General features: G+C 71.1%; 18 protein-coding genes. 3 read left to right on the forward strand and 15 right to left on the reverse strand.

All coding sequences use genetic code 11. The features are described 5' to 3' along the window. Positions 1–28: 28 nt before the first annotated feature. From ACAX67_RS00620 to ACAX67_RS00675, 12 genes are read right to left on the reverse strand one after another with little or no spacing between them, the layout of a single operon-like run. Complete coding sequence (locus ACAX67_RS00620; protein WP_370701875.1) at positions 29–877, reverse strand: SGNH/GDSL hydrolase family protein; 849 nt, start codon at positions 875–877, stop codon at positions 29–31. 34 nt (positions 878–911) lie between these two features. Further along, positions 912–1,520, reverse strand: a complete 609-nt coding sequence (locus tag ACAX67_RS00625) for a LutC/YkgG family protein (protein WP_370701876.1) — start codon at positions 1,518–1,520, stop codon at positions 912–914. Then, positions 1,517–2,920, reverse strand: a complete 1,404-nt coding sequence (locus tag ACAX67_RS00630) for a lactate utilization protein B (RefSeq protein ID WP_527891002.1) — start codon at positions 2,918–2,920, stop codon at positions 1,517–1,519. Before ACAX67_RS00630 ends, ACAX67_RS00625 begins: the two co-directional genes overlap by 4 nt. Before the next feature lie 17 nt (positions 2,921–2,937). After that, entirely contained in the window at positions 2,938–3,675 is a 738-nt protein-coding gene (locus tag ACAX67_RS00635; protein ID WP_370701878.1) for a (Fe-S)-binding protein, read from the reverse strand. A gap of 5 nt (positions 3,676–3,680) precedes the next feature. Continuing rightward, a complete protein-coding gene (locus tag ACAX67_RS00640) occupies positions 3,681–5,171 on the reverse strand; it encodes a rhamnulokinase (protein WP_370701879.1) in 1,491 nt (496 codons plus the stop codon). Next, on the reverse strand, positions 5,168–7,204 hold the full coding sequence (locus ACAX67_RS00645; RefSeq protein WP_370701880.1) for a bifunctional aldolase/short-chain dehydrogenase: 2,037 nt from the start codon (positions 7,202–7,204) through the stop codon (positions 5,168–5,170). Before ACAX67_RS00645 ends, ACAX67_RS00640 begins: the two co-directional genes overlap by 4 nt. A gap of 26 nt (positions 7,205–7,230) precedes the next feature. Next, a complete protein-coding gene (rhaI, locus tag ACAX67_RS00650; protein ID WP_370701881.1) occupies positions 7,231–8,409 on the reverse strand; it encodes an L-rhamnose isomerase in 1,179 nt (392 codons plus the stop codon). Beyond that, positions 8,406–8,762, reverse strand: a complete 357-nt coding sequence (locus ACAX67_RS00655; protein ID WP_370701882.1) for an L-rhamnose mutarotase — start codon at positions 8,760–8,762, stop codon at positions 8,406–8,408. Before ACAX67_RS00655 ends, rhaI begins: the two co-directional genes overlap by 4 nt. Before the next feature lie 44 nt (positions 8,763–8,806). Further along, positions 8,807–9,829: a rhamnose ABC transporter substrate-binding protein gene (rhaS, locus tag ACAX67_RS00660; RefSeq protein ID WP_370701883.1), complete on the reverse strand. Its 1,023-nt coding sequence runs from the start codon at positions 9,827–9,829 to the stop codon at positions 8,807–8,809. Next, positions 9,826–10,923 (reverse strand): ABC transporter permease, encoded by a 1,098-nt coding sequence (locus tag ACAX67_RS00665; RefSeq protein WP_370701884.1) that lies wholly within the window; start codon positions 10,921–10,923, stop codon positions 9,826–9,828. Before ACAX67_RS00665 ends, rhaS begins: the two co-directional genes overlap by 4 nt. Then, positions 10,920–11,951 carry an ABC transporter permease gene (locus tag ACAX67_RS00670; protein ID WP_370701885.1) on the reverse strand — a complete coding sequence of 344 codons (1,032 nt, stop codon included), beginning with the start codon at positions 11,949–11,951 and terminating at the stop codon, positions 10,920–10,922. Before ACAX67_RS00670 ends, ACAX67_RS00665 begins: the two co-directional genes overlap by 4 nt. Continuing rightward, a complete protein-coding gene (locus ACAX67_RS00675; protein WP_370701886.1) occupies positions 11,948–13,480 on the reverse strand; it encodes a sugar ABC transporter ATP-binding protein in 1,533 nt (510 codons plus the stop codon). Before ACAX67_RS00675 ends, ACAX67_RS00670 begins: the two co-directional genes overlap by 4 nt. A gap of 168 nt (positions 13,481–13,648) precedes the next feature. Here ACAX67_RS00675 and ACAX67_RS00680 point away from each other — a divergent pair, with 168 nt between their 5' ends. Both ACAX67_RS00680 and ACAX67_RS00685 read left to right on the forward strand, forming a co-directional pair. Then, on the forward strand, positions 13,649–14,683 hold the full coding sequence (locus ACAX67_RS00680) for a LacI family DNA-binding transcriptional regulator (protein WP_370701887.1): 1,035 nt from the start codon (positions 13,649–13,651) through the stop codon (positions 14,681–14,683). Positions 14,684–14,801: 118 nt separating this feature from the next. Then, positions 14,802–19,880, forward strand: a complete 5,079-nt coding sequence (locus ACAX67_RS00685) for a family 78 glycoside hydrolase catalytic domain (protein ID WP_370701888.1) — start codon at positions 14,802–14,804, stop codon at positions 19,878–19,880. Between the two features lie 91 nt (positions 19,881–19,971). On the opposite strand, the gene ACAX67_RS00690 is transcribed toward ACAX67_RS00685, so the two are convergent. From ACAX67_RS00690 to ACAX67_RS00700, 3 genes are read right to left on the reverse strand one after another with little or no spacing between them, the layout of a single operon-like run. After that, positions 19,972–21,117 (reverse strand): acyl-CoA dehydrogenase family protein, encoded by a 1,146-nt coding sequence (locus tag ACAX67_RS00690; RefSeq protein ID WP_370701889.1) that lies wholly within the window; start codon positions 21,115–21,117, stop codon positions 19,972–19,974. Positions 21,118–21,127: 10 nt separating this feature from the next. Next, positions 21,128–22,618 carry an MDR family MFS transporter gene (locus ACAX67_RS00695; protein ID WP_370701890.1) on the reverse strand — a complete coding sequence of 497 codons (1,491 nt, stop codon included), beginning with the start codon at positions 22,616–22,618 and terminating at the stop codon, positions 21,128–21,130. 37 nt (positions 22,619–22,655) lie between these two features. Continuing rightward, positions 22,656–24,815 (reverse strand): MMPL family transporter, encoded by a 2,160-nt coding sequence (locus tag ACAX67_RS00700; protein ID WP_370701891.1) that lies wholly within the window; start codon positions 24,813–24,815, stop codon positions 22,656–22,658. A 134-nt stretch (positions 24,816–24,949) separates the two neighbouring features. On the opposite strand from ACAX67_RS00700, the gene ACAX67_RS00705 reads away from it, so the two are divergent. Then, on the forward strand, positions 24,950–25,708 hold the full coding sequence (locus tag ACAX67_RS00705; RefSeq protein WP_370701892.1) for a TetR/AcrR family transcriptional regulator: 759 nt from the start codon (positions 24,950–24,952) through the stop codon (positions 25,706–25,708). Positions 25,709–25,713 lie beyond the last annotated feature (5 nt).

A 25,713-nucleotide genomic window follows, 5' to 3' on the forward strand; every position in this document is an offset into this window, starting at 1 on the left:
TCGCCCTGGGCGAACGAGCCCACCACGGCTACTGCAGGCCGAGCTGGAGCATCGCCTGCCGCGCCATCTGTGCCTCGCCGAAGGCGTTGGGGTGCACGACGTTGTTGCCGCCCAGGAACGGCTCGACCCAGCGCACGCCGACCCGCTTGCACGCGTCGTGCCCGTCGGAGGCCACGCTCAGGTCGACGAAGCTGGCCCCCGTCGCGGCTGCCGCGCGCTCGATCGCGTCGTTGAGGGCTCCCTCGATGTGCCGCAGGTAGGGCACGTCGCCCGACGCGACGGGCATCTTGAGCAGGCAGCTGCCCGTGGCGGGCACCAGCCACGGGTAGCCGAGGATCGCGACCCGCGCGTCCGGCGCCTTCGCCCGCACGGCGGCGAGCGCCCGCACCAGGCTCGGGTAGGTCGTCGAGTCGATCGTGTCCTCGAAGGTGCTGCCGTAGCGGTCCTGGCACGGGTGCCCGCGACCGAAGCTCCCGATCGCGGCCGCGCCGCACTTCAGGACCGCTCCGATGAAGAGGTTGGAGTCGTTGCCACCGATCGTCATCGTCACCAGGTCGGTGTCGGCGGTGACCGCGTCGAGCTGCGGCGCGACGCCCTGGTACTGGCTGCTGAAGAAGTGGCTGGTCTGCGCGCCCCCACAGGTGACGTCGGTGAGCTGCGCACCGGTCGCGGCCGCGATGTCGTGGGAGAAGTTCCGGGTCGACTGCAGGCACTGCGGCGCGGTCCCCCTGGCGAGCGGGAAGACACCCGAGCCGGCGGCGTAGGAGTCGCCGAGCGCGACGTACTGCAGCGGGTCGGGCTCGGCCGCCCGCGACGTCGGCGCGAGGAGGGCAGTAGCCAGGACGGCGGTGGTCAGCATCGGGAGCAGGCGCTTCACGGCGTCCACTCTGGCGGCTGACCGGGCCCGCTGGCTACACCCCCGTGTCGCTGACCACGACCACGTGCAGCACGCGCGGCCCGTGCACACCCTCGACCCGGTCGAGCTCGATGTCGCTGGTGGCACTCGGCCCGCTGATCCACGTGAGGGGACGGACCGGGTCGAGGACGGCGATCGCGTCGGGCACGTCGGCGACGACCTGGTCGGCCCGGACGATGCACACGTGGCGGTCGGGCACGAGCGTGATCGCCCGGCGCCCCTGTTCGCTCGCGTGGTCGAGCACGATGGTGCCGGTCTCGGCGATGGCCACCCGGCAGGCGGTGACGACGGCGTCGACCCGGTCGAGGTCGGCGGCCGACAGGTCGTCGTCGGCGTGCACGGCCAGCCCGGCGACGTACTCCTCCGGAAGACCAGCGGGTACGACGACCCGCCCGCCGGCCGGCAGCGCGGCTGCGACCGCGACGCCCACCCCGTCGGGCGCGCAGTGCACGACGGTCGCGCGGTAGTCGGCGACCCGCTCCGCGAAGAGGTCGACCAGGTCGTCGGCCGCGGCGGCGCGCGGCGCGACCACGGGCACGGGGTCCGGCTCGACGGCGGCGAGGGCCGAGCGCACCCGGCCCAGGATCTCCTCACGGGCGCTCATCCCTGGCCTCCCGTCCGTCGCCACCAGTCGCGGAACGACTCCCGCGGCGCATCGGGGAGGTCGCGGGCGGAGGTCCACCCGGACGCACCGAACCGGCGGCCCAGCCCGAGGCCCGCACGCGTCATCCGCTCGGCCAGCCGCAGCCGGCCGCCCTTGGTGAAGGTCCACGCGGCCGATCGCATCGCGACCGCCTCGGGCTTCGGCACCCGGTCGTGGCGGTGCGCGTCGACCACCTTCATGCGCAGGTGCACCAGCACCTCGGGGATGTCGATGCGCACGGGACAGGCCTCGAAGCACGCCCCGCACAACGACGAGGCATAGGGCAGCGAGTCGGTCTGCGGGTCGCCGGTGCCCTTGAGGAGCGGGTTGAGGATCGCGCCGATCGGGCCGGGGTAGACCGACCCGTAGGCGTGGCCACCGACCCGCTCGTAGACCGGGCAGACGTTGAGGCAGGCCGAGCAGCGGATGCAGCGCAGCGCCTGCCGGCCGACGTCGTCGGCGAGCGCGCGCGTGCGGCCGTTGTCGAGGAGCACGACGTGCACCTCCTGCGGCCCGTCGCCGGGCGTCACGCCCGTCCAGGTGGACGTGTACGGGTTCATCCGCTCACCCGTCGACGAGCGCGGCAGCAGCCGCAGCAGCGGGTCGAGCTCGGCCCACGTCGGCACCACCTTCTCGATGCCGACCACGCTGACCAGCACCTCCGGGAGCGTCAGGCACATCCGGCCGTTGCCCTCCGACTCGACGACGACCAGGGTGCCGGTCTCGGCGATCGCGAAGTTCGCGCCGGACACCGCCATCCGGGCGCGCAGGAACTTCTCCCGCAGGTGCTCGCGAGCGGCACCCGCCAGCACGGCCGGCTCGTCGGTGAGATCGGCAGGCGCGGGCTTCCCGACCTCGGCCATCCGACGCCGGAAGATGTCGCGGATCTCCGCGCGGTTGCGGTGGATCGCGGGCACCAGGATGTGGCTCGGCAGGTCGCCGCCCAGCTGCACGATGAGCTCGGCCAGGTCGGTCTCCCAGGCCGCGATGCCGGCGGCCTGGAGGGCCTCGTTGAGCCCGATCTCCTGGGTGACCATCGACTTGACCTTGACGACCTCGTCGACGGCGTGCGCGCGGGCGACGTCGACGACGACCTGGTTGGCCTCGGCCGCGTCGCGCGCCCAGTGCACGGTCGCGCCGCGCGCGGTCAGCGCCTCCTCTAGCCGGACCAGCTGCACGTCGAGGTCGCGCAGGGCGCGGTCCTTGACCGCCGCCCCCGCCAGGCGGAGGTCCTCCCAATCGGCCACCTCGGCGACGACGCGGGCCCGCTTGTCGCGGATGGTCGCGGTGGCGTGGGCAAGGTTGTGGCGCAGCTGGGTGTCGGCGAGCGCGGCGCGCGCGGCCGTCGGGAAGGGCGGCATGCCCACGAAGGTGCCGGTCACCGGTCGCCCTCCGTCGCCGCCAGGACCTCTGCGAGGTGCATCACCCGCACGCCCGAACGGCTGCGCGACAGCAGGCCGCCGACGTGCATCAGGCAGGAGCTGTCCCCCGCCACCAGCACCTCGGCACCGGTCTCCCTGACGTGGCGGGCCTTGTCGGCCCCCATCGCCACCGACGTGTCGGCGTTCTTCATCGCGAAGGTGCCGCCGAAGCCGCAGCACTCCTCGGCGTGGGGCAGGTCGACCAGACGCAGCCCGCGCACCGCCTCCAGCAGCCGACGCGGTCGGTCGGCGACACCGAGCATCCGCAGCGAGTGGCAGGTCGGGTGGTAGGTCACCGTGTGCGGGAAGGACGCGCCGACGTCGGTGACGCCCAGCACGTCGACGAGGAACTCGGTCAGCTCGTAGGTGCGCGGCGAGGTCTCCGCCACCGCCGCCACCAGTCCCGGGTCACCGGACCGCTCCGCCACCAGCCGGTGCTGGTGGCGCACCGACCCCGCGCACGAACCGGACGGGGTGACGACCGCGTCGTAGCCCCGGAAGGCGTCGACGAAGTTGCCGACGAGCGGGACCGCCTCGTCGAGGTAGCCGGTGTTCACCATCGGCTGGCCGCAGCAGGTCTGCGCCTCCGGGAAGTCGACGTCGACGCCCAGCCGACGCAGCAGGCGTACGACGGCCGCCCCCGTGCCCGGGAACAGCGCGTCGTTGACGCACGTCACCATCAGCGCGACCCGCATGGGTCTCATCCTGCCCGGCGGGTGGCGCGGACCTCTGCAGCGGCCCAGTCGAGACCGTCGCGCGGCTCGTGGCGACGGACCTCGTAGGAGCGGCGCACGACCGCGCGCATCGCCGCCAGGTCGGGCAGGTCCGCTCCGAGCGCGCGGCCCTGCACGACCACGTTGCCGAGCGCCGCGGCCTCGACCGGGCCCGCGAGCACGGGCAGCCCGCAGGCGTCCGCGGTGAGCTGGCAGAGCAGCTCGTTCTGTGAGCCGCCACCGACCACGTGGACGACGTCCACCTCGTGGCCGGCGAGCTCGGCCGCCGTACGCACGTGGCGCCGGTAGGCGACCGCGAGGCTGTCGACGACGCAGCGGGAGATCGCGACCGGGGAGGCCGGCACGGGTTCGCCCGCCTCCGCCGCGATCATCGCGACGCGTTCGGGCATCGGGTCGGCGGCCGTGCTCGGGGCGAGCAGCCGCGGGTCGTTGATGTCGATGACGCTGCGCAGCGGGGCGAACTCGGCCGCGGCCTCGATCAGCGGGCGCAGCTGCACGTCCTGGTAGCGGCGCTCGCTCCAGGAGCGCAGGCACTCCGAGAGCACCCAGAGCCCGGTGACGTTCTTGAGGAAGCGCACCGTGCCGTCGAGGCCGAGCTCGTTGGTGAAGTCGGCCTGTCGCGCCTCCTCGGTCAGCACCGGGCGGTCGAGCTCGAGGCCGACCAGCGACCAGGTGCCGGAGGAGATGTAGGCGAACCGGTCGGTCGCGGCGGGCACGCCGACCACGGCCGAGGCGGTGTCGTGCGATCCGACGGCGACGACGGGCACGTCGGCACCGACGCCGAGCTCGCGCGCGACGTCCGGCAGCAGCGGGCCGAGCACGGACCCGGGGTCGCGCAGCGGCGGCAGGATCGACCACGGCAGCCCGAGCCGGCGGCACAGGTCGGTCGCCCACCCACCGGTGGTGATGTCGTAGAGCTGCGTGGTGGAGGCGTTGGTGCGCTCCGCACCCGCGACGCCGGTCAGCCAGTAGCCCAGCAGGTCGGGCAGCAGGAGCAGCGCGTCGGCCGCCTCGAGCGCGGCGGTGCCGCGGGCCGCGACCAGCTGGTAGAGCGTGTTGAACGGGAGCTGCTGGAGGCCGGTGGTCCGGTAGAGCTCGGCCGCGCCGATCTCCGCGACCACCTTCTCCGCGACCCCCTCGGTCCGCGCGTCGCGGTGGGAGTACGGCGAGCCGAGGAGCACGCCGTCGCGGTCGAGCAGGCCGTAGTCGATCGCCCAGGAGTCGATGCCGATCCCGTGCAGGGGGCCGGTCTCCGCGACCTTGCGCACGCCGGCCACCGTCTCGCGGTGGATGCCGAGCACGTCCCAGAAGAGCGAGCCGCCGGCGCGCACCGCCCCGTTGGGGAAGCGGTGCAGCTCGTTGATCTCGACCCTGGGCTCGGCGCCGCCGCTGATCCGGCCGGACATGACCCGGCCGGAGGTCGCACCGAGGTCGACCGCCGCGACGCGCACGCTCATCGAAGGAAGGCCGCGGCGACCCCGGCGTCGACCGGGACGTGCAGGCCGGTCGTGTGGGTCAGGTCCGGGCCGCACAGCACGAAGACCGCGTTGGCGATGTGGTCGGGCAGCACCTCACGCTTGAGGATGGTGCGCTGGGCGTAGAACTTGCCGAGGTCCTTCTCCTCCACTCCGTAGACCGCAGCCCGGTTGGCGCCCCAGCCGCTCGCGAAGATGCCCGAGCCCTGCACGACGCCGTCGGGGTTCACCCCGTTGACCTTGATGCCGTGCTCGCCGAGCTCGGCGGCCAGGAGCCTGACCTGGTGCGCCTGGTCGGCCTTCGCGGCGCCGTACGCGACGTTGTTGGGGCCGGCGAAGATCGAGTTCTTGCTGGAGATGTAGACGATGTCGCCGCCCATCTCCTGCGCGATCATCACCTTCGCCGTCGCCTGCGCGACCAGGAACGATCCCTTCGCCATCACGTCGTGCTGGAGGTCCCAGTCCTTCTCGGTGGTCTCCAGCAGCGAGCGCGAGAGCGAGAGCCCCGCGTTGTTGACGACCAGGTCGATGCCGCCGAAGGCCAGCACCGCCGCGTCGACGGCTGCCTGCACGGCGGCCGCGTCGCTGACGTCGACCTGGACGCCGACGGCCACGTCGGCACCACCCAGCTCCGACGCGGCTTCCCGGGCCTTCTCGAGCGAGAGGTCCGCGATGACCACGCACGCGCCCTCGGCCGCGAGCTTCGCCGCCGTGGCGCGGCCGATGCCGGATGCGGCGCCGGTGACGAACGCGACGCGGGTCGCGAGCGGCTTGGGCTTCGGCATCCGCTGGAGCTTGGCCTCCTCGAGCGCCCAGTACTCGATGCGGAACTTCTCCGCCTCGTCGATGGGTGCGTACGACGACAAGCCCTCTGCGCCGCGCATCACGTTGATCGCGTTGACGTAGAACTCCCCGGCCACGCGGGCGGTCTGCTTGTCCTTGCCGAAGCTGAACATGCCGACGCCCGGCACGAGCACCACGAGCGGGTCCTTGCCGCGGATCGCCGGGCTGTCCGGGGTCGCGTTGCGGTCGTAGTAGCCCTGGTAGTCCTCGCGGTAGGCCACGGCGAGCTCCTGGAGCCGCGCGATGCTGTCCTCGACCGAGGCGCTCGGCGGGAGGTCGAGCACGAGGGGCTTGACCTTGGTGCGCAGGAAGTGGTCGGGGCACGACGTGCCGAGCGCCGCGAGCCGCGGGTGCTCGGCGTGGGCGAGGAAGTCGAGCACCTCGTCGGTGTCGGTGAAGTGGCCGACCATCGGCCGGTCGGCACTCGCGATGCCACGGATGGTGGGGGCCAGCGCCGCGGCACGTGCGCGGCGCTCGTCGGCCGGCAGGGCGCCGTACCCCTCGAGGGCGGGTCCGAACGGCTCCGCCTTGCTGTTCTCCTCGATGTAGGACGCCGCCGTGTCGATGATCATCAGCGAGTGGGCCTCGGCCTCCTCACTGGTCTCGCCCCACGCGGTGATGCCATGGCCGCCGAGGATGCAGCCGATGGCCTGCGGGTTCTGCGCCTTGATCTCGGCGATGTCGAGGCCCAGCTGGAAGCCCGGCCGGCGCCAGGGCACCCACACGACCTTGTCGCCGAAGATCTCCTTCGTGAGCGCCTCCCCGTCGGCGGCGGTGGCGATCGCGATGCCCGAGTCGGGGTGGAGGTGGTCGACGTGGGCGGCGTCGACGAGGCCGTGCATGGCCGTGTCGATCGACGGCGCCGCACCGCCCTTGCCGTGCAGGCAGTAGTCGAAGGCCGCGACCATCTCGTCCTCGCGGTCGATGCCCGGGTAGACGTCGACCAGGCTGCGCATCCGGTCGAGGCGGAGCACGGCCAGGCCGCCCTCCGTCAACGTGCCGAGGTCGCCGCCGGAGCCCTTGACCCAGAGCAGGTCGACGGGCTCCCCGGTGACCGGGTCGGTCTCCGTGCCCTTGGCCGAGGTGTTGCCGCCCGCGTAGTTGGTGTTCTTCGGGTCGGCGCCCAGGCGGTTGGAACGCGCGATCAGCGCGGCCGCTGCGGGGTTGGTCATGGTGCCCTTCGTTTCGGGTGGTGGGGTCAGTTCCAGGAGAGCTGCGTGCCGCCGGTGCGGTCCGCCTCGATCGCGGCCTGGTAGCCGGACTCGGCGTAGGCGCGCATCGGGTCGGCCGGCAGGCCACGCTCCTCGCGCCACGCCGCCAGGTCGGCGCGGACGTCGGTGTAGAACGCGTCCATCAGCACTCCGTGGGCGCCGAGCACGTCGCCGGACTCCTGCAGCGCGGTCAGCGCGTCACGGTCGACGAGCAGCGCGCGGGCGGTCATCTCCTGGACGTTGAGGACCGACCGGATCTGGCCGGGGATCTTGTCCTCGATGTTGTGGCACTGGTCGAGCATGAACGCGACGTCGCTGTGCCCGTCGGGGTTGGCCGGGCCGTAGCCGCCGCCGCGGATCACCTCGAACAGGATCCGGAACAGCTGGAACGGGTCGGCCGCTCCGACGATCAGGTCGTCGTCGGCGTAGAAGCGCGAGTTGAAGTCGAAGGAGCCCAGCTTCCCCAGCCGGAGCAGCTGCATCACGATGAACTCGATGTTGGTGCCGGGCGCGTGGTGGCCGGTGTCGAGGCACACCACGGCGCGCTCGCCGAGGGCCGCGACCTGGGCGTACGACGTGCCCCAGTCGGGCACGTCGGTGTGGTAGAACGCCGGCTCGAAGAACTTGTACTCGAGCACCAGCCGCTGGTCGTCGCCGATCCGCTCGTAGATCGTCGCGAGCGACTCGGCGAGCCGGTCCTGCCGGCCGCGCAGATCGGCCTGGCCCGGGTAGTTGCTGCCGTCCGCGAGCCAGATCTTCAGGTCGCGCGAGCCGGTCGCGTCCATGACGTCCACGCACGCGAGGTGGTGGTCGATCGCCTTCCGGCGGACCTTCGCGTCGTGGTGCGCCAGGGAGCCGAGCTTGTAGTCGTCGTCCTGGAACGTGTTGGAGTTGATCGTCCCGAGCGCGACGCCGAGGTCCTCGGCGTGCTTGCGGAGGGCGGCGTAGTCGTCGACCCGGTCCCACGGGATGTGCAGCGCCACCGTCGGCGCGAGACCGGTGAACCGGTGCACGGTCGCGGCGTCGGCGATCTTCTCCTCGACACTGCGCGGGGTCCCCGCGGAGCCGAAGACCTTGAAGCGGGTGCCGGAGTTGCCGAACGCCCACGAGGGCAGCTCGATGGCCTGGCCGTCGAGCTGGTCCGCGATGGCGGCGAAGCTGGTCATGAGGCAGTGCTTTCTGCGCGAGTCGTGGTCAGCTGGTCAGCGAGGTGGAACACCTCGCGGAGGAGGACGAAGCCCTCGTCGGGGGCGCCCTCCAGGTCGACGAAGTACGGCGCCATCTCGGCCTGCCACCGGGCGTTGACCTCGGTGGCGGCCATGGCCTCCTGGGCGGCGGCGAGGTCGTCGGCCTCGACGTAGCCGATCAGCAGGCCGTCCTCCCGCAGGAACAGGGAGTAGTTGCGCCAGCCGGTGCGGTGCAGCGCCTCGAGCATGTCCGGCCAGACGGCGCGGTGCCGGTCGGCGTACTCCTCGAGCCGGTCCGGTCGGACCTGCAGCTGGAAGCAGTAGCGGGGCATGGGTGTTCCCTCCTCTCCCTGTTCCTGCGGTCGGGTGGGACCGATCAGAAGTTGAAGTCGTCGATGTTGTCGGCGTTGAAGCGGAACGGGTCGCCGAGCAGGACGGTGCTGTCGGCGCCGACCGTGAACTCACCGAGGTCGCCGGCCTTGAAGGTGTCGCCCTCGTCGCCCTTGATGTCCCCGTCGACGAGCGCCTTCGCGGCGTAGGCCGCCAGGTAGCCGAGGTCCTCGGGGTTCCACAGCGCGAACTCGGTGACGGTGCCGTCCTTGACGTAGTCGCGCATCTGGTTGGGGGTGCCGAGACCGGTCAGCGCGACCTTGCCCTTGAACTCCGAGGTCTGCAGGTAGCGCGCAGCGGCCGCGATGCCGACCGTGGTGGGCGAGATGATGCCCTTGAGGTCGGGGTGGTCGGCGAGCAGCGCCGCCGTCTTGTCGAACGACGTCTGGTCGTCGTCGTCGCCGTAGACGGTGTCGACCAGCTCGATGTTCGGGTGGTCGGCCGCCAGGTCGTCCTTCATGAGCTTGATCCAGGCGTTCTGGTTGGTCGCGTTGGCCGCGGCCGAGAGGATCGCGATCTGGCCCTCGTCGCCGATCTGCTCGGCGATCATGTCGACCTCGACCTTGGCGATGCCCTCGGCGGTCGCCTGGTTGATGAAGAGGTCGCGGCACTCCGGGTCGGTGTCGGAGTCGAAGGTGACCACCTTGGTGCCGGCGTCGCGCGCGGCGTCGAGGGAGTCGCAGAGGGCGGTCGGGTCGTTGGCCGAGACGACGAGCGCGTTGACGCCCTGCGCCGCCGCGGTGTCGATGAAGCTGACCTGGGCGTCCGGGCCGGCGGTGTCGGGGCCGACCTCGTCGTACTTGCCACCGAACTCCTTGACGGCCTTCTCACCACCGGAGTCGCTGGTGTCGAAGTAGGGGTTGCCGAGGTTCTTCGGCAGGAAGGTGACGGTGGTGTCGCCGCCGCCGCTGCTCGAGCCGCCGTCGTCGCTGCCGCACGCGGCGAGACCGAGGGACGCGATCAGCGCCACTGCGGCACCTGCGGCGAGCCGCTTGGAGTGGTTCCTCATTGAGCTACCTTTCGGGTGGGGTCGCCGGTGGTCGGCGTCTGTGGGGTGGCCGGATGCTGGGGATCGGCCACAGCCCGCCGCGGAAGCAGGGCCCGGATGCGCGGCAGGAAGTTCGAAGCGATCACCGAGCCGACGAGCAGCAGGCCGATGATGATCTGGATGACCTCGGAGCCCTTGCCGTCGAGCTGCAGGGCCGAGTTGAGGACGGCGATGAGGAGCACGCCGGCGACGACGCCGTGCAGTGCACCGCGACCGCCGAAGATGGACACGCCGCCCAGGAGCACGCCGGCGATGACCTTCAGCTCGAAGCCGTTGCCGGTGTCGGTGGCGACCGAGTTGGCCTTGAGGGCGACGTACACGCCGGCGAGGCCGGCGACCGCACCGCTCAGGGTGAAGAGGATCAGCTTGGTGCGCGCCACGTTGACGCCGGAGAAGTGCGCGGCCTCGTCGCTGCGGCCGATCTCGAAGACCCCCCGCCCGAAGCTGGTGAAGTGGAGCACCAGCCCGAACACCACGACCAGCACGAGCACCGGGATGACGATGTGGGGGTACTGCGACGTCCCGATCCGCTCGGTCGGCCAGTTCTGCCACTTCTCTGGGAAGCCGGCGATGCGGTTGTCCTGCACCAGGCCCTCCGCCAGCCCGCGGTAGAGCGCGAGACTGCCGATCGTCACCGCGAGGGAGGGCAGGCCGACGTACGCGACGAAGAAGCCGTTGAGCGATCCCAGCAGCGCACCGACCGCGACCGCCATCAGCGCCGCCGTGGGCACCGACATGCCGTGCTCGACCACCATCACGCCGGTGACGGCAGCGCTGGTGCCGAGCGTGCTCGCCACCGACAGGTCGATCTCGCCGGTGACGATGATGAGGGTCATCGGGAGCGCCATCAGCAGGATCGGCGCGTACTCCTTGGAGAGGTTGTAGATCGTCAGCGGCCCGTCGAAGAACGGCACGTTGTAGGTGGAGTAGACGAACACGACGACCAGGGCGACGATGACCGCCGCCTCCCGGGTGAGGAGCAGCCGGGCGAGCGGGTTGCGGGAGTACGACGGGTAGGCGCGTCCCGCCGGGGTGGACTCGACAGTGGTGCTCATGCGTGGTCCCTCGCTTCGACGAGCTGGTGGGCGCGGCGCAGGCTGAGCAGCCGGTCGAGCACGATCGAGCCGATGATCAGCGCGCCGACCACGGCGCCCTGCCAGAACTCGCTGATGCCGAGGATGGGCAGCGCGCGGTTGATGGTGACGAGGAGGAACGCCCCGATGGCGGCGCCCCACACGGTGCCGCTGCCGCCGAAGATGGCGACCCCGCCGATCACGACGGCGGCGACCGCCTGCAGCTCGATGCCCGAGCCGGTGCCGGAGAACGCCGTGGCGTAGCGGGCGGCGGAGAACACCCCGGCCAGGCCGGCGAGCGCGCCGCAGAGGACGAACGCGCCGAAGACCCGTCGGGCCGTCGGCAGGCCGTAGAGGTCGGCCGCGTCGGGGTCGGAGCCGATCGCGTAGAGCTCGCGCCCGCCGCGGGCGGTGTGCAGGTAGTAGCCGACGGCCGCGACCACGAGGACGGCGATGATCGTGAGCACCGGGATGGTCAGCACCTGCTGGGTGCCGAGCTTCTCGAAGTGCGCCGGGTAGTCGCCCGCGGTCATCCGGTCGCTGCCGACCTCGTGGGTCAGCACGCCCCGCAGGATGTACATCGTTCCGAGGGTGATCACCAGCGCCGGCACCCGGAAGAACGTGACCAGGACGCCGTTGAGGACACCGATCACGGCACCGATCGCGATGCCGGCGAGGAAGACCACGACCACCGAGGTGTCGGGGTTGTGGACGAAGATCTTGCCCGTCGCGTAGGCGGTGATGCCGAGGGTCGAGCCCACCGAGAGGTCGACGTTGCGGGTGACGACGACGACCATCTGGCCCACCGCGAGGAGCAGCAGGATCGACGGCGCCAGCAGGGTGTCGCGCCACCCGTCGTGGCTGAGGAGGAACGAGCTGCGCCGGGTGGTCGCGAAGAGGATCAGCAGCGTCAGCACGATGACGATGGCCAGCTCGCGGGAGCGGACCAGCGTCCGCACGCCGCGGGTGACGGCGCCCTCGCGCGACGGGTTCACGATGGCCGTGCTCATGCGACCGACTCCTTCTGGCTCGACCGCGTCGCGGCGGCCATCACGTTCTCGGGCGTGGCCTCCTCGCGGGCGATGTCGGCGGTGAGCCGGCCCTCGCAGACGACGAGCACCCGGTCGGCCATCCCGAGCACCTCGGGCAGCTCGGAGGAGATCATCAGGATCGCCAGGCCCTGGCCGGCGAGGTCCGACAGCAGTCGGTGCACCTCGGCCTTGGTGCCGACGTCGATGCCGCGCGTCGGCTCGTCGATGATGAGCAGCGACGGGGCGGTCGCGAGCCACTTGGCGATGACGACCTTCTGCTGGTTGCCGCCGCTCATCGTGCTGGCCCGCATGTCGAGGGCGCTGGTCTTCACCTGCAGCTTGCCGGCCCAGGGCCCGGCGGCCCTGTTCTCGGCGCCGGCGGTGAGCAGACCGCCGCGGGTGAGGCGGCCGCGGATGACCGAGGCGACGTTCTTCGCGACGGAGCCCTCGAGCACCAGTCCCTGGTGGCGCCGGTCCTCGGGGACGAACGCCATGCCCGCCCGGATCGCCTTCCGCGGGCTCTTCGGCGCGACCCGGTGGCCGTTGAGCGTGACCGAGCCGGCGTCGTACCCGTCGACCCCGAAGATCGCACGGGCGATCTCGCTCCGCCCGGCTCCGACGAGACCCGCCAGGCCGACGATCTCGCCGGCGCGGACCTGGAAGGAGATGTCGTGGAACTCCCCGGCGCTGCTGAGGCCGGCGACGTCGAGGACGACGTCGCCGATCGGCGCGACCGCCTTGGGGAAGAGCTCGGCGACCTCGCGGCCGACCATCCGCGCGACGATCTCGGCCTCGGTGGTCTCGGCGACCGCCGAGGTGGAGACGTAGGCGCCGTCGCGCATCACGGTGACGGTGTCGCAGAGGTCGAAGACCTCGTCGAACCGGTGCGAGATGAAGACGAGGGCGCGGCCCTCGTCGCGCAGGCTGCGGGCGACCGCGAAGAGCCGCTCCACCTCGACGCCGCTGAGCGCGGCGGTCGGCTCGTCCATGACGAGGAGCGCCGCGTCGAGGGAGATCGCCTTGGCGATCTCGATGATCTGCTGGTCGGCGATCGACAGGCCGCGCGCCGGGCGGCGCGGGTCGATCGTCACGCCGAGGCGGTCGAAGAGGGCGGTCGACTCGGCGTACATCCGCGGGCGGTCGACGCGGCGTGCGGACCGGAGCGGGTGGCGGCCCATGAAGATGTTCTCGGCGACCGAGAGGTCGGGGAAGAGCGTCGGCTCCTGGTAGATGACGGCGACCCCGGCGGCCTTCGACTCGGCGGTCGAGCCGAAGTCGACGTCCTCACCCTGCAGGCGCAAGGTGCCGCCGTCGCGGCGGTGCACGCCGGCGACGATCTTGACCAGGGTCGACTTGCCGGCGCCGTTCTCCCCCACCAGCGCGTGGATCGAGCCGGGACGGACCTCGAGCGTGCCGGAGCGGAGGGCGACGACGGCGCCGAACGACTTCGCGACGTCGCGCAGCTCGAGCGTCAGCGGGCTGCTGCCGGCTTCGGTTCTGGCTTGCATGAAAGTCCTCGACTTGCGGGTTGAAAGGTTTCAACCACGTTAAGTGACCGTCCTCACAGCCGTCAAGCCATTGGCCGAAACTGTTTTGAAACGCATCAAGAGTGCCGTCGCGGTCGACGCCGGACCCGTAGGCTGCTCGCACAGCGAACGGAAAGATTGGTCGACGACGTGGACAACACCGGTCAGCGCGAGTCGCCGGGTCGGAGCGTCTCGGTCAAGGACGTGGCGGCGGCGGCGGGCGTGTCCCTCGGCACGGTCTCCAACGTGATGAACCGTCCCGACATCGTCTCCGCGACCACCAGGGACCACGTGCTCGCGGTGATCGAGGAGCTCGGGTTCGTGCGCAACAACGCCGCCCGCCAGCTCCGCGCCGGCACCAACGCCTCTGTCGGCATGATCGTGCTCGACGTGCGCAACCCGTTCTTCACCGACGTGGCGCAGGGCGTCGAGACCCGGCTCGGGGAGCACCGCCGTCCCCTCATCCTCGGCAACTCCGGGCAGCAGCCGGAGCGGGAGTCGATGTATCTCGACCTCTTCGAGGAGCAGCGGGTGAGCGGGCTGCTGATCACGCCCGTGGGCCGGGTGCTCCCGCGGCTGCGTCGCCTGCGCGAGCGCGGCACCGCGGTCGTCGTCGTGGACCGGCGGATCGGCTCGCGCGAGTTCACCTCGATCGCCGTCGACGACAAGCGGGGTGGGCGGTTGGCCGCCGAGCACCTCGTCGGGTCGGGGCGCCGGCGGATCGCCTTCATCGGGGGCCCGCACGGCCTCAACCAGGTCAAGCACCGGCTCCAGGGCGCCCAGGAGGTCGTCGACGCGACTCCCGGCGTGCAGCTGAGCTCCGTCGAGACGGCGACCATGGACGCCGCCGCCGGGAGCAGAGCCGTCGCGGACCTCCTCGCCCTGAGCCGGAACGCGCGCCCCGACGCGCTCTTCGCCGCCAACGACCTGGTCGCGCTCGGCGCCCTGCAGGCACTGACCCTCGCCAGCGTGCGCGTGCCCGACGACGTCGCGATCCTCGGCTACGACGACATCGACTTCGCCGCCTCCGCCGCGATCCCGCTGAGCTCGGTCCGCCAACCGCGCGACGAGCTCGGGACCCTCGCCGCCGACATGCTGCTGGAGCTGATCGACAACCCGGGCACGAAGGTGCGCGACCGGGTGCTCGAGCCGGAGCTGGTCGTGAGGCGGTCGACCGGCGGCTGACCCGGCGGGCTCGTCCGGGACACACGGGGCACGGAGGATTGAACCGATTCACCCCTTCCGCGGATGAATCGATTCAACTACGGTGTGACCGCCTTCACTCCCCGCAGAGAGAACTCCCATGCTTCGTCGCTTCGCAACCGCCGTCCTCGCCGCGAGCGCCACCCTGGTGGTCCCGCTCGTCCCTGCCGCCGCCGCCGACGCGGCCCCCCGCGCGACCACGGCCGCGGTCGCAACCGCTACCGACGGCGCGCCCACGGGCCTGTCCGTCAACGGCATCGCCGCCCCGGTCGACGTCGAGGGCGCCCCGTCCTTCGGGTGGCACGACGCCGTGACCCGCCAGTCGGCGTACCAGCTGGTCGTCGCCTCCTCCCGCCAGCAGGCCGCCTCCGGCACGGGCGACGTGTGGGACAGCGGCAAGGTCCCCGGCGCGGACCAGCGCGGCATCACGTACGCCGGCGACGCGCTCGACACCCAGGAGCGCTACTACTGGGCAGTGCGCGTGTGGGACGCGAGCGACACGGCCTCGGCCTGGTCGGAGGTCGGGCAGTTCGGCACCGGCACCGACTGGTCGGGGTCCTCGCCGATCTGGGCGCCCAGTGCCGCGAACTGGACCGACTACACGTTCGACACCGACTTCACCGTCGTGGCCAATGCCGCCAGCGTGCTCTTCCACGCGACCAGCGCCACGTCGTTCTACCTCTGGCAGATCCGCAGCACGGGCGCCGCCACCGAGGCCAACACCCTGAAGACCCATACCGGCACGACCGCGATCGACACCACCGACCTGAGCCAGTTCGGCCTGACCATCGCCAACGGCACCACGCACCACCTCGAGGTCGAGATCGAGGGCGCGACCGTGCGCACCTACATCGACGACGTCCTCGTCCGCACGACGACGAACCTCACGACCTACACCAGCGGCGGCATCGGCTTCCGCACGGGCAGCACCGAGCAGGCGACCTTCGACAACGTGGTGGTGAAGGACCCGACCGGCACCGTGCTCTACAGCAACGACTTCAGCAGCGACGTGGCCGAGATGCCCACGCTCAGCGCCTCGGGGGGCAAGCTCGTCGTCGGCACGTCCAAGCTCGACTACATCGCCGGGTCCTGGGCCGACTACACCCTCCGCGCGGACGTGACGGTGTCCGCGGCAGCGGTCGGCCTCCGCTTCCGCTCCGACGAGTCGGGCAACGGCTACATGTGGCAGTTCCGCGGCGCCGACAACAGGATCGTCCCGCACAAGCAGACCTCCGGCACCTACGCCACCCTCGGCAGCGCGGTGACCCTGCCGGCCGGCACGCTGGCCATCGGCAAGACCGTGACCGTGCAGATCAGCGTGGTCGGCACGACCATCAGGACCACGATCGACGGGGTGCTGGTCAGCACCGTCACCGACGCCTCCTACCGCCGCGGCTACGTCGGCGTCCGCACCGGCAACTCGGAGTCAGGCACCGTGGACAACCTCACGGTCACCGACTACCGGACGGGGAGCTCGCTGCTCGCCTCTGACTTCTCCTCCGGCAGCAACGTCTTCGCCTGCGGCACGTCGTCGGGCGGGGTGCTCGACGTGCCCAACGCCGCGAACTGCCTGATCAGGGCGGCGACGGTCAACTGGGCGTTCCTGCGCAGCGACGTCGACCTCGCCGACAAGGAGATCGCCTGGGCGACGCTCTACGCGACCGGCGCCAACGCCAAGACCGCGCGGCAGTACGTCCACAAGGTCTACGTCAACGGCGACTTCGTCGGCCTCGGCCCGACGCAGCCCATCGCCTCGGAGACCCGCTACGACGGCTACGACGTGACGGGCCTGCTGCACTCCAGCCGGACCAACACCGTCGGCGCGCTCGCCTACACGACCAACACGCAAAAATTCCAGGCCCAGCTGGTGGTCGAGTACGCCGACGGCACGCGCGACGTCTTCGGCTCCGGCGCGAGCTGGACCAGCCTCGACGGAGGCGCGGTCTTCCCGAGCGCCGGCAGCATCGGCACCAGCTACTACGTCGCGCCCAAGGAGAACCTGGACGCCCGGGCCTACCCGTGGGGCTGGAGCGAGCCCGGCTTCGACGACTCCGCGTGGACGGCGGCCTCGGTGAAGTCCTCCCTCGGCACGCTGACGGCGACCCCGACCGACAAGGTGCGCGAGGAGCTCGAGGCCCCCTCGTCGGTGACCCAGCTCGGCGACGGCAGCTACGTCGTCGACTTCGGACGGACGTGGATCGGCGGCGTGCACTACACCGTCACCGGCGCCTCGGGTGCCCAGGTGACGCTGCGCTTCGGCGAGGTGAGGAACAGCGACGGCTCGGTGAGGTACGCCACCGCCGCGGGCAACAACTACTCCGACACCGTCACCCTGAAGGACGGCGAGCAGACCATCGACACGTGGGGCGCGCGGGTCTTCCGCTACGTGCAGGTGATCGGCGCACCGCAGGCCGTCACGGCCGACTCCCTCAAGGCGCTCGCCCTCGTCTACCCCTTCGACGAGGAAGCCTCCACCTTTACCGCCTCCGACCCCGACATCGTCTCGGTCTACGACCTCGCGAAGAACACCATCGAGGCGCTCAACCTCAACTTCTACACCGACTCCTGGACCCGGGAGCGGACGGACTACGAGGCCGACGGCTACCTCCAGCAGATGTCCACGCTCTACCTGATGGACGACCTGTCGCTGGCCCGCTACTCGATGGACTACTTCAAGAACAACCGGACGTGGCCCACCGAGTGGCCGATCTACATCGTGCTCGCGGTCCGCGACGCGTGGCGGCAGACCGGTGACCTCAGCCAGGTGGCCGACTACTACGAGACCCTGAAGACGAAGCTGCCGACGTCCTGGCTCGACCCCTCGACCGGGCTGATCGGCAAGACGAGCGGCGCCAACGGCTGCAGCAGCACGACCGACTGCGACATCGTCGACTGGCCGACGTCCGAGCGCGACGGTTACGTCTTCCGCAAGTACAACACCGTGGTGAACGCGCTGTCCTACCGCGCCTACCGCGACATGGCGGAGATGGCGACCGCCCTGGGGAAGGACACCGAGGCGGCGACGTACACCACGTATGCCGACGGCATCCGCGCGGCGCTCAACAACCGCCTCTACGACGCCACGTCCGGCAGCTACGACGACGGACTCGACGCCAGTCTCACGAAGACGGGGCACGCGTCGGTCCACGCCAGTGCGTTCGCACTCGCCTTCGGCGTGCCGACCGACGAGCAGCGTGCTGCGGTGGCCGACTTCGTCGCCGCCAAGGGCATGGTCTGCAGCGTCTACTGCGCCGCGTTCCTCGTCCAGGGCCTGTACGCCGGCGACAGCGGTCAGGCCGCGGAGGACATGCTGACCACCGGGACCGGCGTCCGCAGCTGGCTGCACATGATCGAGCAGGGCGCCGGCGCCACCATGGAGGCGTGGGACCCGTCGCTGAAGTCGAACCTGACCTACTCCCACCCGTGGGCGGCGTCGCCGGCCTTCAACGTGCCGTCCGGCCTGTTCGGCATCCAGCCCACGGCGGCGGGCTACTCGACCTTCCAGATCAAGCCGCAGCCTGGCGACCTGGACTGGGCGGCCATCACCACGCCGACCGTGCGCGGCAGCGTGGGCGCGGCGTTCGACCACGGCGACGGCGGTGACCTGCGGGTCGTCGCGTCGGTGCCGGGCAACACCAGGGCGTCGGTCAGCATCCCGACCGGAGACACCGGGGCGACCACGGTGTACGTCGACGGAGCCGCGCGCACGGTCACGCCCGCGGACGGCTACCTGACCGTCAAGCGCCTCGCCACGGGCTGCCACCTGGTGACCACCGAGGCGGGTGTCGTGGCGACCAGCCGGCTCACCGACGTCTGTCAGGCCGAGCTCGCCACCGGCGCCTCGGTGACGTCTTCCGTGGCACCCATAGGCGGTGACGGCTGGGCCGGCGCAGGAGCGGAGCTGACGCTCACCCCTGCGTACCTGCCCGAGGGCGCCGTCGTCGAGCTGCGCGTCGACGACGCGGACTGGAGCGCCTACACCGGCCCCGTCGCCCTCACCGAGGGTGAGCACGACATCTCCTACCGCGCGGTCGACGAGGGCGACGTCGTCGCCAGCGGGCGGACGACCGCCAAGGTCGACGCGACGGCGCCGACCACGACTGCCACGGTGACCGACGACCAACCGGCGATCGGTCGCACGACGGTGGAGCTCACGGCGTCCGACGCTCGCAGCGGTGTCGGCTCGACGAGCTATCGCATCGACGGTGGCGACTGGACCCTGCCCGACGGGGCGTCGTTCGTCGTCGACGGCCGCCACCTCGTCGAGTACCGCTCGGTCGACGTCGCGGGCAACGTGGAGCCGACGCAGCAGGTCACCGTCGGCAAGGCGGCCGCGACCGTCTCCGTCAACGAGGCCGACATGGCCTACGGCCTCGCCGGCACGCTGCCGGTGAGCGTCTCCGCCGACGGGTTCGTGCCCACCGGCTGGGTCGTCCTCACCTCCGGCGGCACCACGGTCGGCTCCGGCCAGCTCGTCGACGGCTCGACGGCCGCCCGCCTCTTCGCCAAGCGCCTCGCGCCCGGCACGCACGACGTGACGGTTTCCTACCTCGGCGACGGCTCCGTGGCGCCGGCATCGGCCACGGTCCAGGTGACCGTCACCAAGGCAGCGCCGAGGATCGTGCGGACCCGCACCGTCGGGGAGTACGGCGACGCCACCTCGATCCCCGTGCGCGTGACTGCGAGCGGGGTGACCCCGACGGGCACCGTCGAGCTCACCGTCGGCGACCAGGTCCTCGGGAGCGGCGCGCTCGTCGACGGGCAGGCCTCCGTCGACGTCGACCTCTCGGCGCTCCCACCCGCGAGCACCGCCTACACCGTGGTGGTCCACTACTCCGGTGACGACCTCGTCGAGGCGGGTACCCGCGACTCGGTGCTCGTCGTCCGCAAGGCCACCTCGACGGTGACGGGCACCGACGTCACGATGCGCGCCGGCAAGGTCGCCTCGATGCACGTCGAGGTCGATGCCGGCGACGTCGTACCGACCGGGCGGGTGGTCCTCTACTCGGGCACCACCGTGCTCGGCGCCGGCACCCTCACCGACGGCGCGGCCACGGCCACGATCGGCCGCGACAAGGTGCCGGCGGCGGCCACGCCGTACACCGTGACGGTGCGCTACGTCGGCGACGCCTTCACCGCCCCGGCCACGACGACGGCGCAGCTGACCGTCGACCCGTAGCCCGGGCGCGCCGCCCCCGTCGCACCAGACCTACCGGCTCTGAATTCGCGAAATCAGGACAGGTAGGTCAGGTGCGACGCGGGATCCAGCGTCAGAAGCCGAGCTCGCGCCCGATGAGCTCCTTCATGATCTCGTTGGACCCGGCCCAGATCTTGGTGACCCGGGCGTCGCGCCAGGCGCGGGCCACGCGGTACTCGTTCATGAAGCCGTAGCCGCCGTGGATCTGGACGCAGTGGTCGATGACCTCGTTCTGCATCTGCGACGACCACCACTTGGCCTTGGCGGCCTCGACCGCCGAGAGCTGACCCTCGGCGTGCGCGGCGACGCACTTGTCCATGTAGGCCTCGCACACCTCGACCTGGGTGACCAGCTCGGCCAGCAGGAACTTGATGTGCTGGAAGCGGCCGATGGACTGACCGAACGCCTGGCGGTCCTTCGCGTACTGGATCGTCTCCGCGAGGATCTGCTTGGCGTGGTGGGTGTTGGCGATCGCGCACGCGATGCGCTCCTGCGGGAGCTTCTGCATCATGTGGATGAAGCCCATGTTGAGCTCACCGATGATCTCGGCGTCGGTCACCCGGACGTTCTCGAAGAACAGCTCGGAGGTGTCGGACTCCTCCATGCCGACCTTGTCGAGCTTTCGCCCGCGGCTGAAGCCCTCCTGGGTCGCCTCGAGGGCGAAGAGGGTGATGCCCTTCGGGCCCTTCTCCGGGTCGGTGCGCGCGGCGGTGATGATGAGGTCGCCCGAGTAGCCGTTGGTGATGAAGGTCTTGGAGCCGTTGATGACCCACTCGTCCCCATCCCGCACGGCGGTTGTCTTCAACGCAGCGAGATCGGACCCTCCAGAGGGCTCTGTCATACCAATTCCGAGAAGGATCTCGCCGGAGGCGACGCCCGGGAGCCAGCGCTGCTTCTGCTCCTCGGTACCGAGCTCCACGATGTAGGGCGCGGTGATGTCGGCGTGGATGCCCACGCAGGTCGGCATCCAGGCGCCGACCTTGGCCATCTCCTCGGTGAGGACCGCGTTGAAGCGGAAGTCGTCGGCCCCCGCGCCGCCGTACTCCTCCGGGATCGCGAGGCCGAGCATGCCCTGCGCGCCGGCGTCGGTCCAGAACTCCCGCGGAAGCGACTTCTCCTGGATGTACTTCTCGGCGTTGGGGGTGACCGAGCGGTCGATCCAGGTCCGGGCGGACTCGCGGAACGACTCGTGGTCCTCGTTGTAGATGTCGCGCTTCATGGCGGCGACTCTACTCGCTGGTAGCCGGCTCCTGACCGGGTGCATTTGCACCACGAGACGGCATCAGCAGTGCAGCCAGCACCAGGAGCAGGGCGGCGCCCGCGACGGCGAGGAAGACCGTCTGCAGCGCAGGGTCGAGTACGCCGACGGGCAGGTCCTCGAGGTTCGCCGAGCCCGCTGCGGCGGCTCCCCCGAGCCGGTCGGCGACCACGGCGTTGGCGATGGCGCCGAACATCGCGACGCCGACGGCGCTGCCGACCGAGCGCGAGAACATGTTCGCGCCCGTGGCCACCCCGCGCTGGCGGAACTCGACGGCCGACTGCATCGCGACGATGCTCGGGCTGGCGACGTAGCCGAGCCCGAGACCGAGCACTCCGCACGCGAGCGCGAGCAGCCAGATCGAGCTGTCCGGGCCGACCAGGGTGAGGATGCCGGCGCCGATCGCGCCGAAGAGCGCGCCCAGCATCAGGCAGGTGCGGAAGCCGAAGCGCAGGTAGATCCGGCCCGAGGTGCTCGCGGCGATCGGCCAGCCGATGGCCAGCGCCGCGACCGCGAAGCCCGCGATGGTCGCGCCGAACCCGAGCACCTGCTGCGCATAGACGGGCACGTAGGAGGTGACACCGAGCATCACCATGCCGGCGACGAAGCTGCCCACCGCGGCGGCGTTGAGCACGCGGTGGCGGAAGAGCCACCCGGGCAGGACCGGGTCGGCGACCCGGCCCTCGACGCGGACGAAGAGCAGGGTGAGGACCGCGGACCCGCCGAGGATCACGGCCGTCTGCCACGACGCCCAGGGCCAGCGGATGCCTCCCTCGAGGAGCCCGAGCAGCAGCAGCGCGGAGGCCGCCGCGACGAGCAGGGCTCCCGTCCAGTCGATGGGCCGTCGCTCGTGCGCCTCGGCGAGCGAGGCCTTCTCGTCGAAGCGGAACCACAGCACAGCGGCGGCGAGCAGGCCGAGCGGCAGGTTGATCCAGAAGATCCACCGCCACGACAGGTGGTCGGAGAAGAAGCCGCCGAGCGTGGGACCGATGACCGCCGACATCGCCCACACGCTGGCGATGTAGCCCTGCGCGACGGCCCGCTCGGCGACGGAGTAGATGTCGCCCATGATCGTCATGCCGGCGGGCTGGATCGCGCCCGCCCCGAGGCCCTGCAGGGCCCGGAACGCGATGAGCGCTCCCATGCTCCACGAGACCGCACACAGCACCGAGCCGACGATGAAGGTCGCGATGCCGAAGAGCATGAGCGGCTTCCGGCCGAACGTGTCGGCGAGCTTGCCGTAGATCGGCGTGCTGATCGCCTGTGTCAGCAGGTACGCCGAGAACATCCAGGGGAACTGGGTGAAGCCCCCGAGGTCCCGGACGATCGCAGGCACCGCCGTCGCCAGGATGGTCGCGTCGATCGCGATGAGCGCGATCGCGATCATGACCGAGCCGAGGATGGGGCCGCGCTCGCTGCGCAGCCCCACCGTCGCACGGGTCGGAGGCGCAGTGGTCGTCACGACGAGCCGCAACCGGTCCGGGCCCCTCCGCATTCCCTCAGACGCCGGCGGCCATCCGCTCCTGCTCCGGGGCCGGGTCGGACCGGCCCTCCTCGCGGAACCCGTGCCGCTCCCACCAGCGGGCGAGCGGCGCGGGCGCCCACCAGTTCCACCGGCCGAGCAGCTTCATCGTCGCCGGCACCAGCAGGGCCCGGACGATCGTGGCGTCGACGAGCAGCGAGATCAGCATCCCGATGCCCATCATCTTCATGAACAGCACGCCACTGAGGCTGAAGGCGCCGATGACGACGGCGAGCAGGAGCGCCGCGCTGGTGATGATCCGCCCGGTCTTCTGCAGGCCGGTCGCCACGGCGACGTCGTTGTCGTGCGTCGCGTCCCACTGCTCGCGCACCCGGCTGAGGAGGAAGACCTCGTAGTCCATGGAGAGCCCGAAGAGCACCGCGAGCATCACGATCGGGTTGGTCAGGTCGAGGAAGCCCGCACTCGTGAAGCCCAGGAGCCCCGCGAGGTGGCCGTCGCTGAAGATCCACGTCACGACGCCGAAGGAGGCGGTGATCGAGAAGAAGTTCATCACCACCGCCTTGATCGGCAGCACCACCGACCCGAAGGCGATGAAGAGCAGCAGGAGCATGACGCTCACGACGATCAGCCCCATCCACGGCAGGTGCGACCTCACCGACGCGGCGAGGTCGACGGTGTCGGCGCTCAGGCCGCCGACGAGTGCCGTCGCGCCATCAGGACGCGGCACGTCGCGCAGGTCCCGCACCAGGTCCTGGCTGTGCCCGGTCTGGCTGTTGCCGTCCCACGAGGCGCGCAGGAGCGTGGTGTCCCCGTCCGAGGCCACCTCGCGCACGTCGACCACGCCGTCCACCGCGGCCAGTGCCCGGCGGTAGGTGGTGACGGCCGACGGGTCGGCGTCCTCGACGAGGATGTTCGCCGTGGAGCGCTCCGGGCCGAACTCGGTGTTGAGCCGTTCGGCCGCCTGGTGTGCGGTCGCGTCGGCGGGCAGCACCCGGTAGTCGACGCTCCCCCACTTCACGCCGAGGAACGGCGCTGCTACGGCGAGGAGCACGACGACCACGCCGGCGGCGACCAGCACCGGGCGTCGCATGACGCCCTGCGCCAGGCGGTACCAGGCGCCGTGCTCGCGGTCGACGGTGCTGCCGCGCTGCAGGAACGGGATCCGCAGCGAGTCGACCCGCTTGCCGAGCAGCGCCATCGTCGCGGGCAGGACGGTCAGCGCCGCGACCATCGCGACGAGGACGGCCGCGATGCCGCCGTACCCGATCGACTTGAGGAAGGTCTGGGGGAAGACGAGCAGCGAGCTCATGGCGGCCGCCACCGTCAGCGCGGAGAACATGACCGTGCGGCCCGCGGTCGACATCGTGCGCACCAGCGCGTGCCGGGTGTCGTCGGGCGTCTTCGCGATCTCCTCCCTGAAGCGGGAGACCATGAACAGCGCGTAGTCGATCGAGAGGCCCAGCCCGATCAGCGTGATGATGTTGGGCGCGAAGATGGAGACCTCGGTCAGGCCGTTGAGCCCGGCGATCGCGGCGCGGGCGCCGAGCACGGTGACGAGCCCGACGAGGAGCGGCAGGAACGACGCCGTCACGCTGCGGAAGATGAGGAGCGAGAGCAGCAGGACGATCGGCGCGGAGACCAGCTCGGCCATGGCGAGGTCGTCCTTGGTGTGGTCGTTGACGTCGGAGTAGACCGCGAACGGCCCGGCGAGGTCCACGTCGAGGTCGGAGCCGGCGAGGGTCGGCCGGATCGCGCGGTAGCTGTCCATGAACTCGTTCTGGCTGTCGCCGGCGAGCGAGATGTAGACAGCCGTGGCGTGCTGGTCGTGGCTCACCAGCGCGGGGTCGTCGGTCTTGTAGTACGTCTCGACGTTGGTGACGTCGCCGGCCGGCACCGCTGCGAGCGTGCGCTCGACCTCGGCGCGGAAAGCCGGGTCGGAGACCTGCGCCTCGGGGTCGGTGAAGATCGCGATCACGTCGATGGAGTTGTTGCCGAAGGTGGCCCGCTCCTGCGTGAGCTCCTGGGCCGACTGCGACGACGGGTCGTCGAAGCCGCCGGACGAGAGCTTGTCCTCGAGGCCGACTCCCGCGAACATCGCCGCAGCCGTGATCCCGAGGCCCACCAGCAGCACGACGACGGCCCGGCGGACGACCACGCCTCCCCATCGTTCGATCATTGTCTGCACCCTTCGTGATACGCCTTCATCTTGGTTAACGCCGTTAACGGTAAACGGTGTAAACTCGCCACGTCAACCGGCGGCGCGGCCTTACTCCTGTGGCCTGCGTCGCACCCGTGAGGTCGAGGAGTCGCGTGCCCGCACTGCAGCAGCCCACCCGCCGAGAGCGGCAGCGCGAGGCGACGTACGACGAGATCGTGCGGGCGGCGAGCGAGCTCCTGACCGAGGGCGCGGACCTCTCGCTGCGCGCGGTCGCTGCCCGGATGGGCATGACGGCACCGGCGCTCTACCGCTACGTCGCCAGCTACCAGGAGCTCGTCGACCTGGTCGCGTTCGAGCTCGACAAGGCGGCCACCCAGGGTTTCGTCGAGGCCGCCTCGCGGTACCGCGAGGACGACCCGGCCGCGCGCCTGTGCGCCGCTTGCGTCGCCTTCCGCCGGTGGGCGCTGAACCGCCCACGGGAGTTCAGCCTGGTCTTCGCCAACCCCATCGGCAGCGAGGGCTCCGACCGCCGCGAGCTGCTGACGCTCTCGACCTCGGGGCACTACTTCACCGACCTGCTCTACCAGATCTGGGAGCTCTACCAGTTCCCCTACCCCGCGCTCGACGAGCTCGACCCGATCGTGCGCGACGCCGTGCTCAACCCGCTGATCCCCGCGAAGGCCGAGCACATCGAGCCCGCCGACCGCGGCCTGCTGTGGATCTACATGCGCTCGTGGTCCGCGCTCTACGGCGTCGTCACCCTCGAGTCCACCGGCCACTGCGACCCGCGCGTCATCGAGAGCGGCGCCCTCTTCCGCGCCACGATCCTCGACTGGCTCGCCCCCCTCGGCCTGGCCGCCGAGGCACCCCGCCTGACGAAGCTCCTCGACGAGGAGCTCGCCCGGACCTAGACCGG

The sequence above is a fragment of the Nocardioides candidus genome (assembly GCF_041321175.1).
Taxonomy (GTDB): domain Bacteria; phylum Actinomycetota; class Actinomycetes; order Propionibacteriales; family Nocardioidaceae; genus Nocardioides.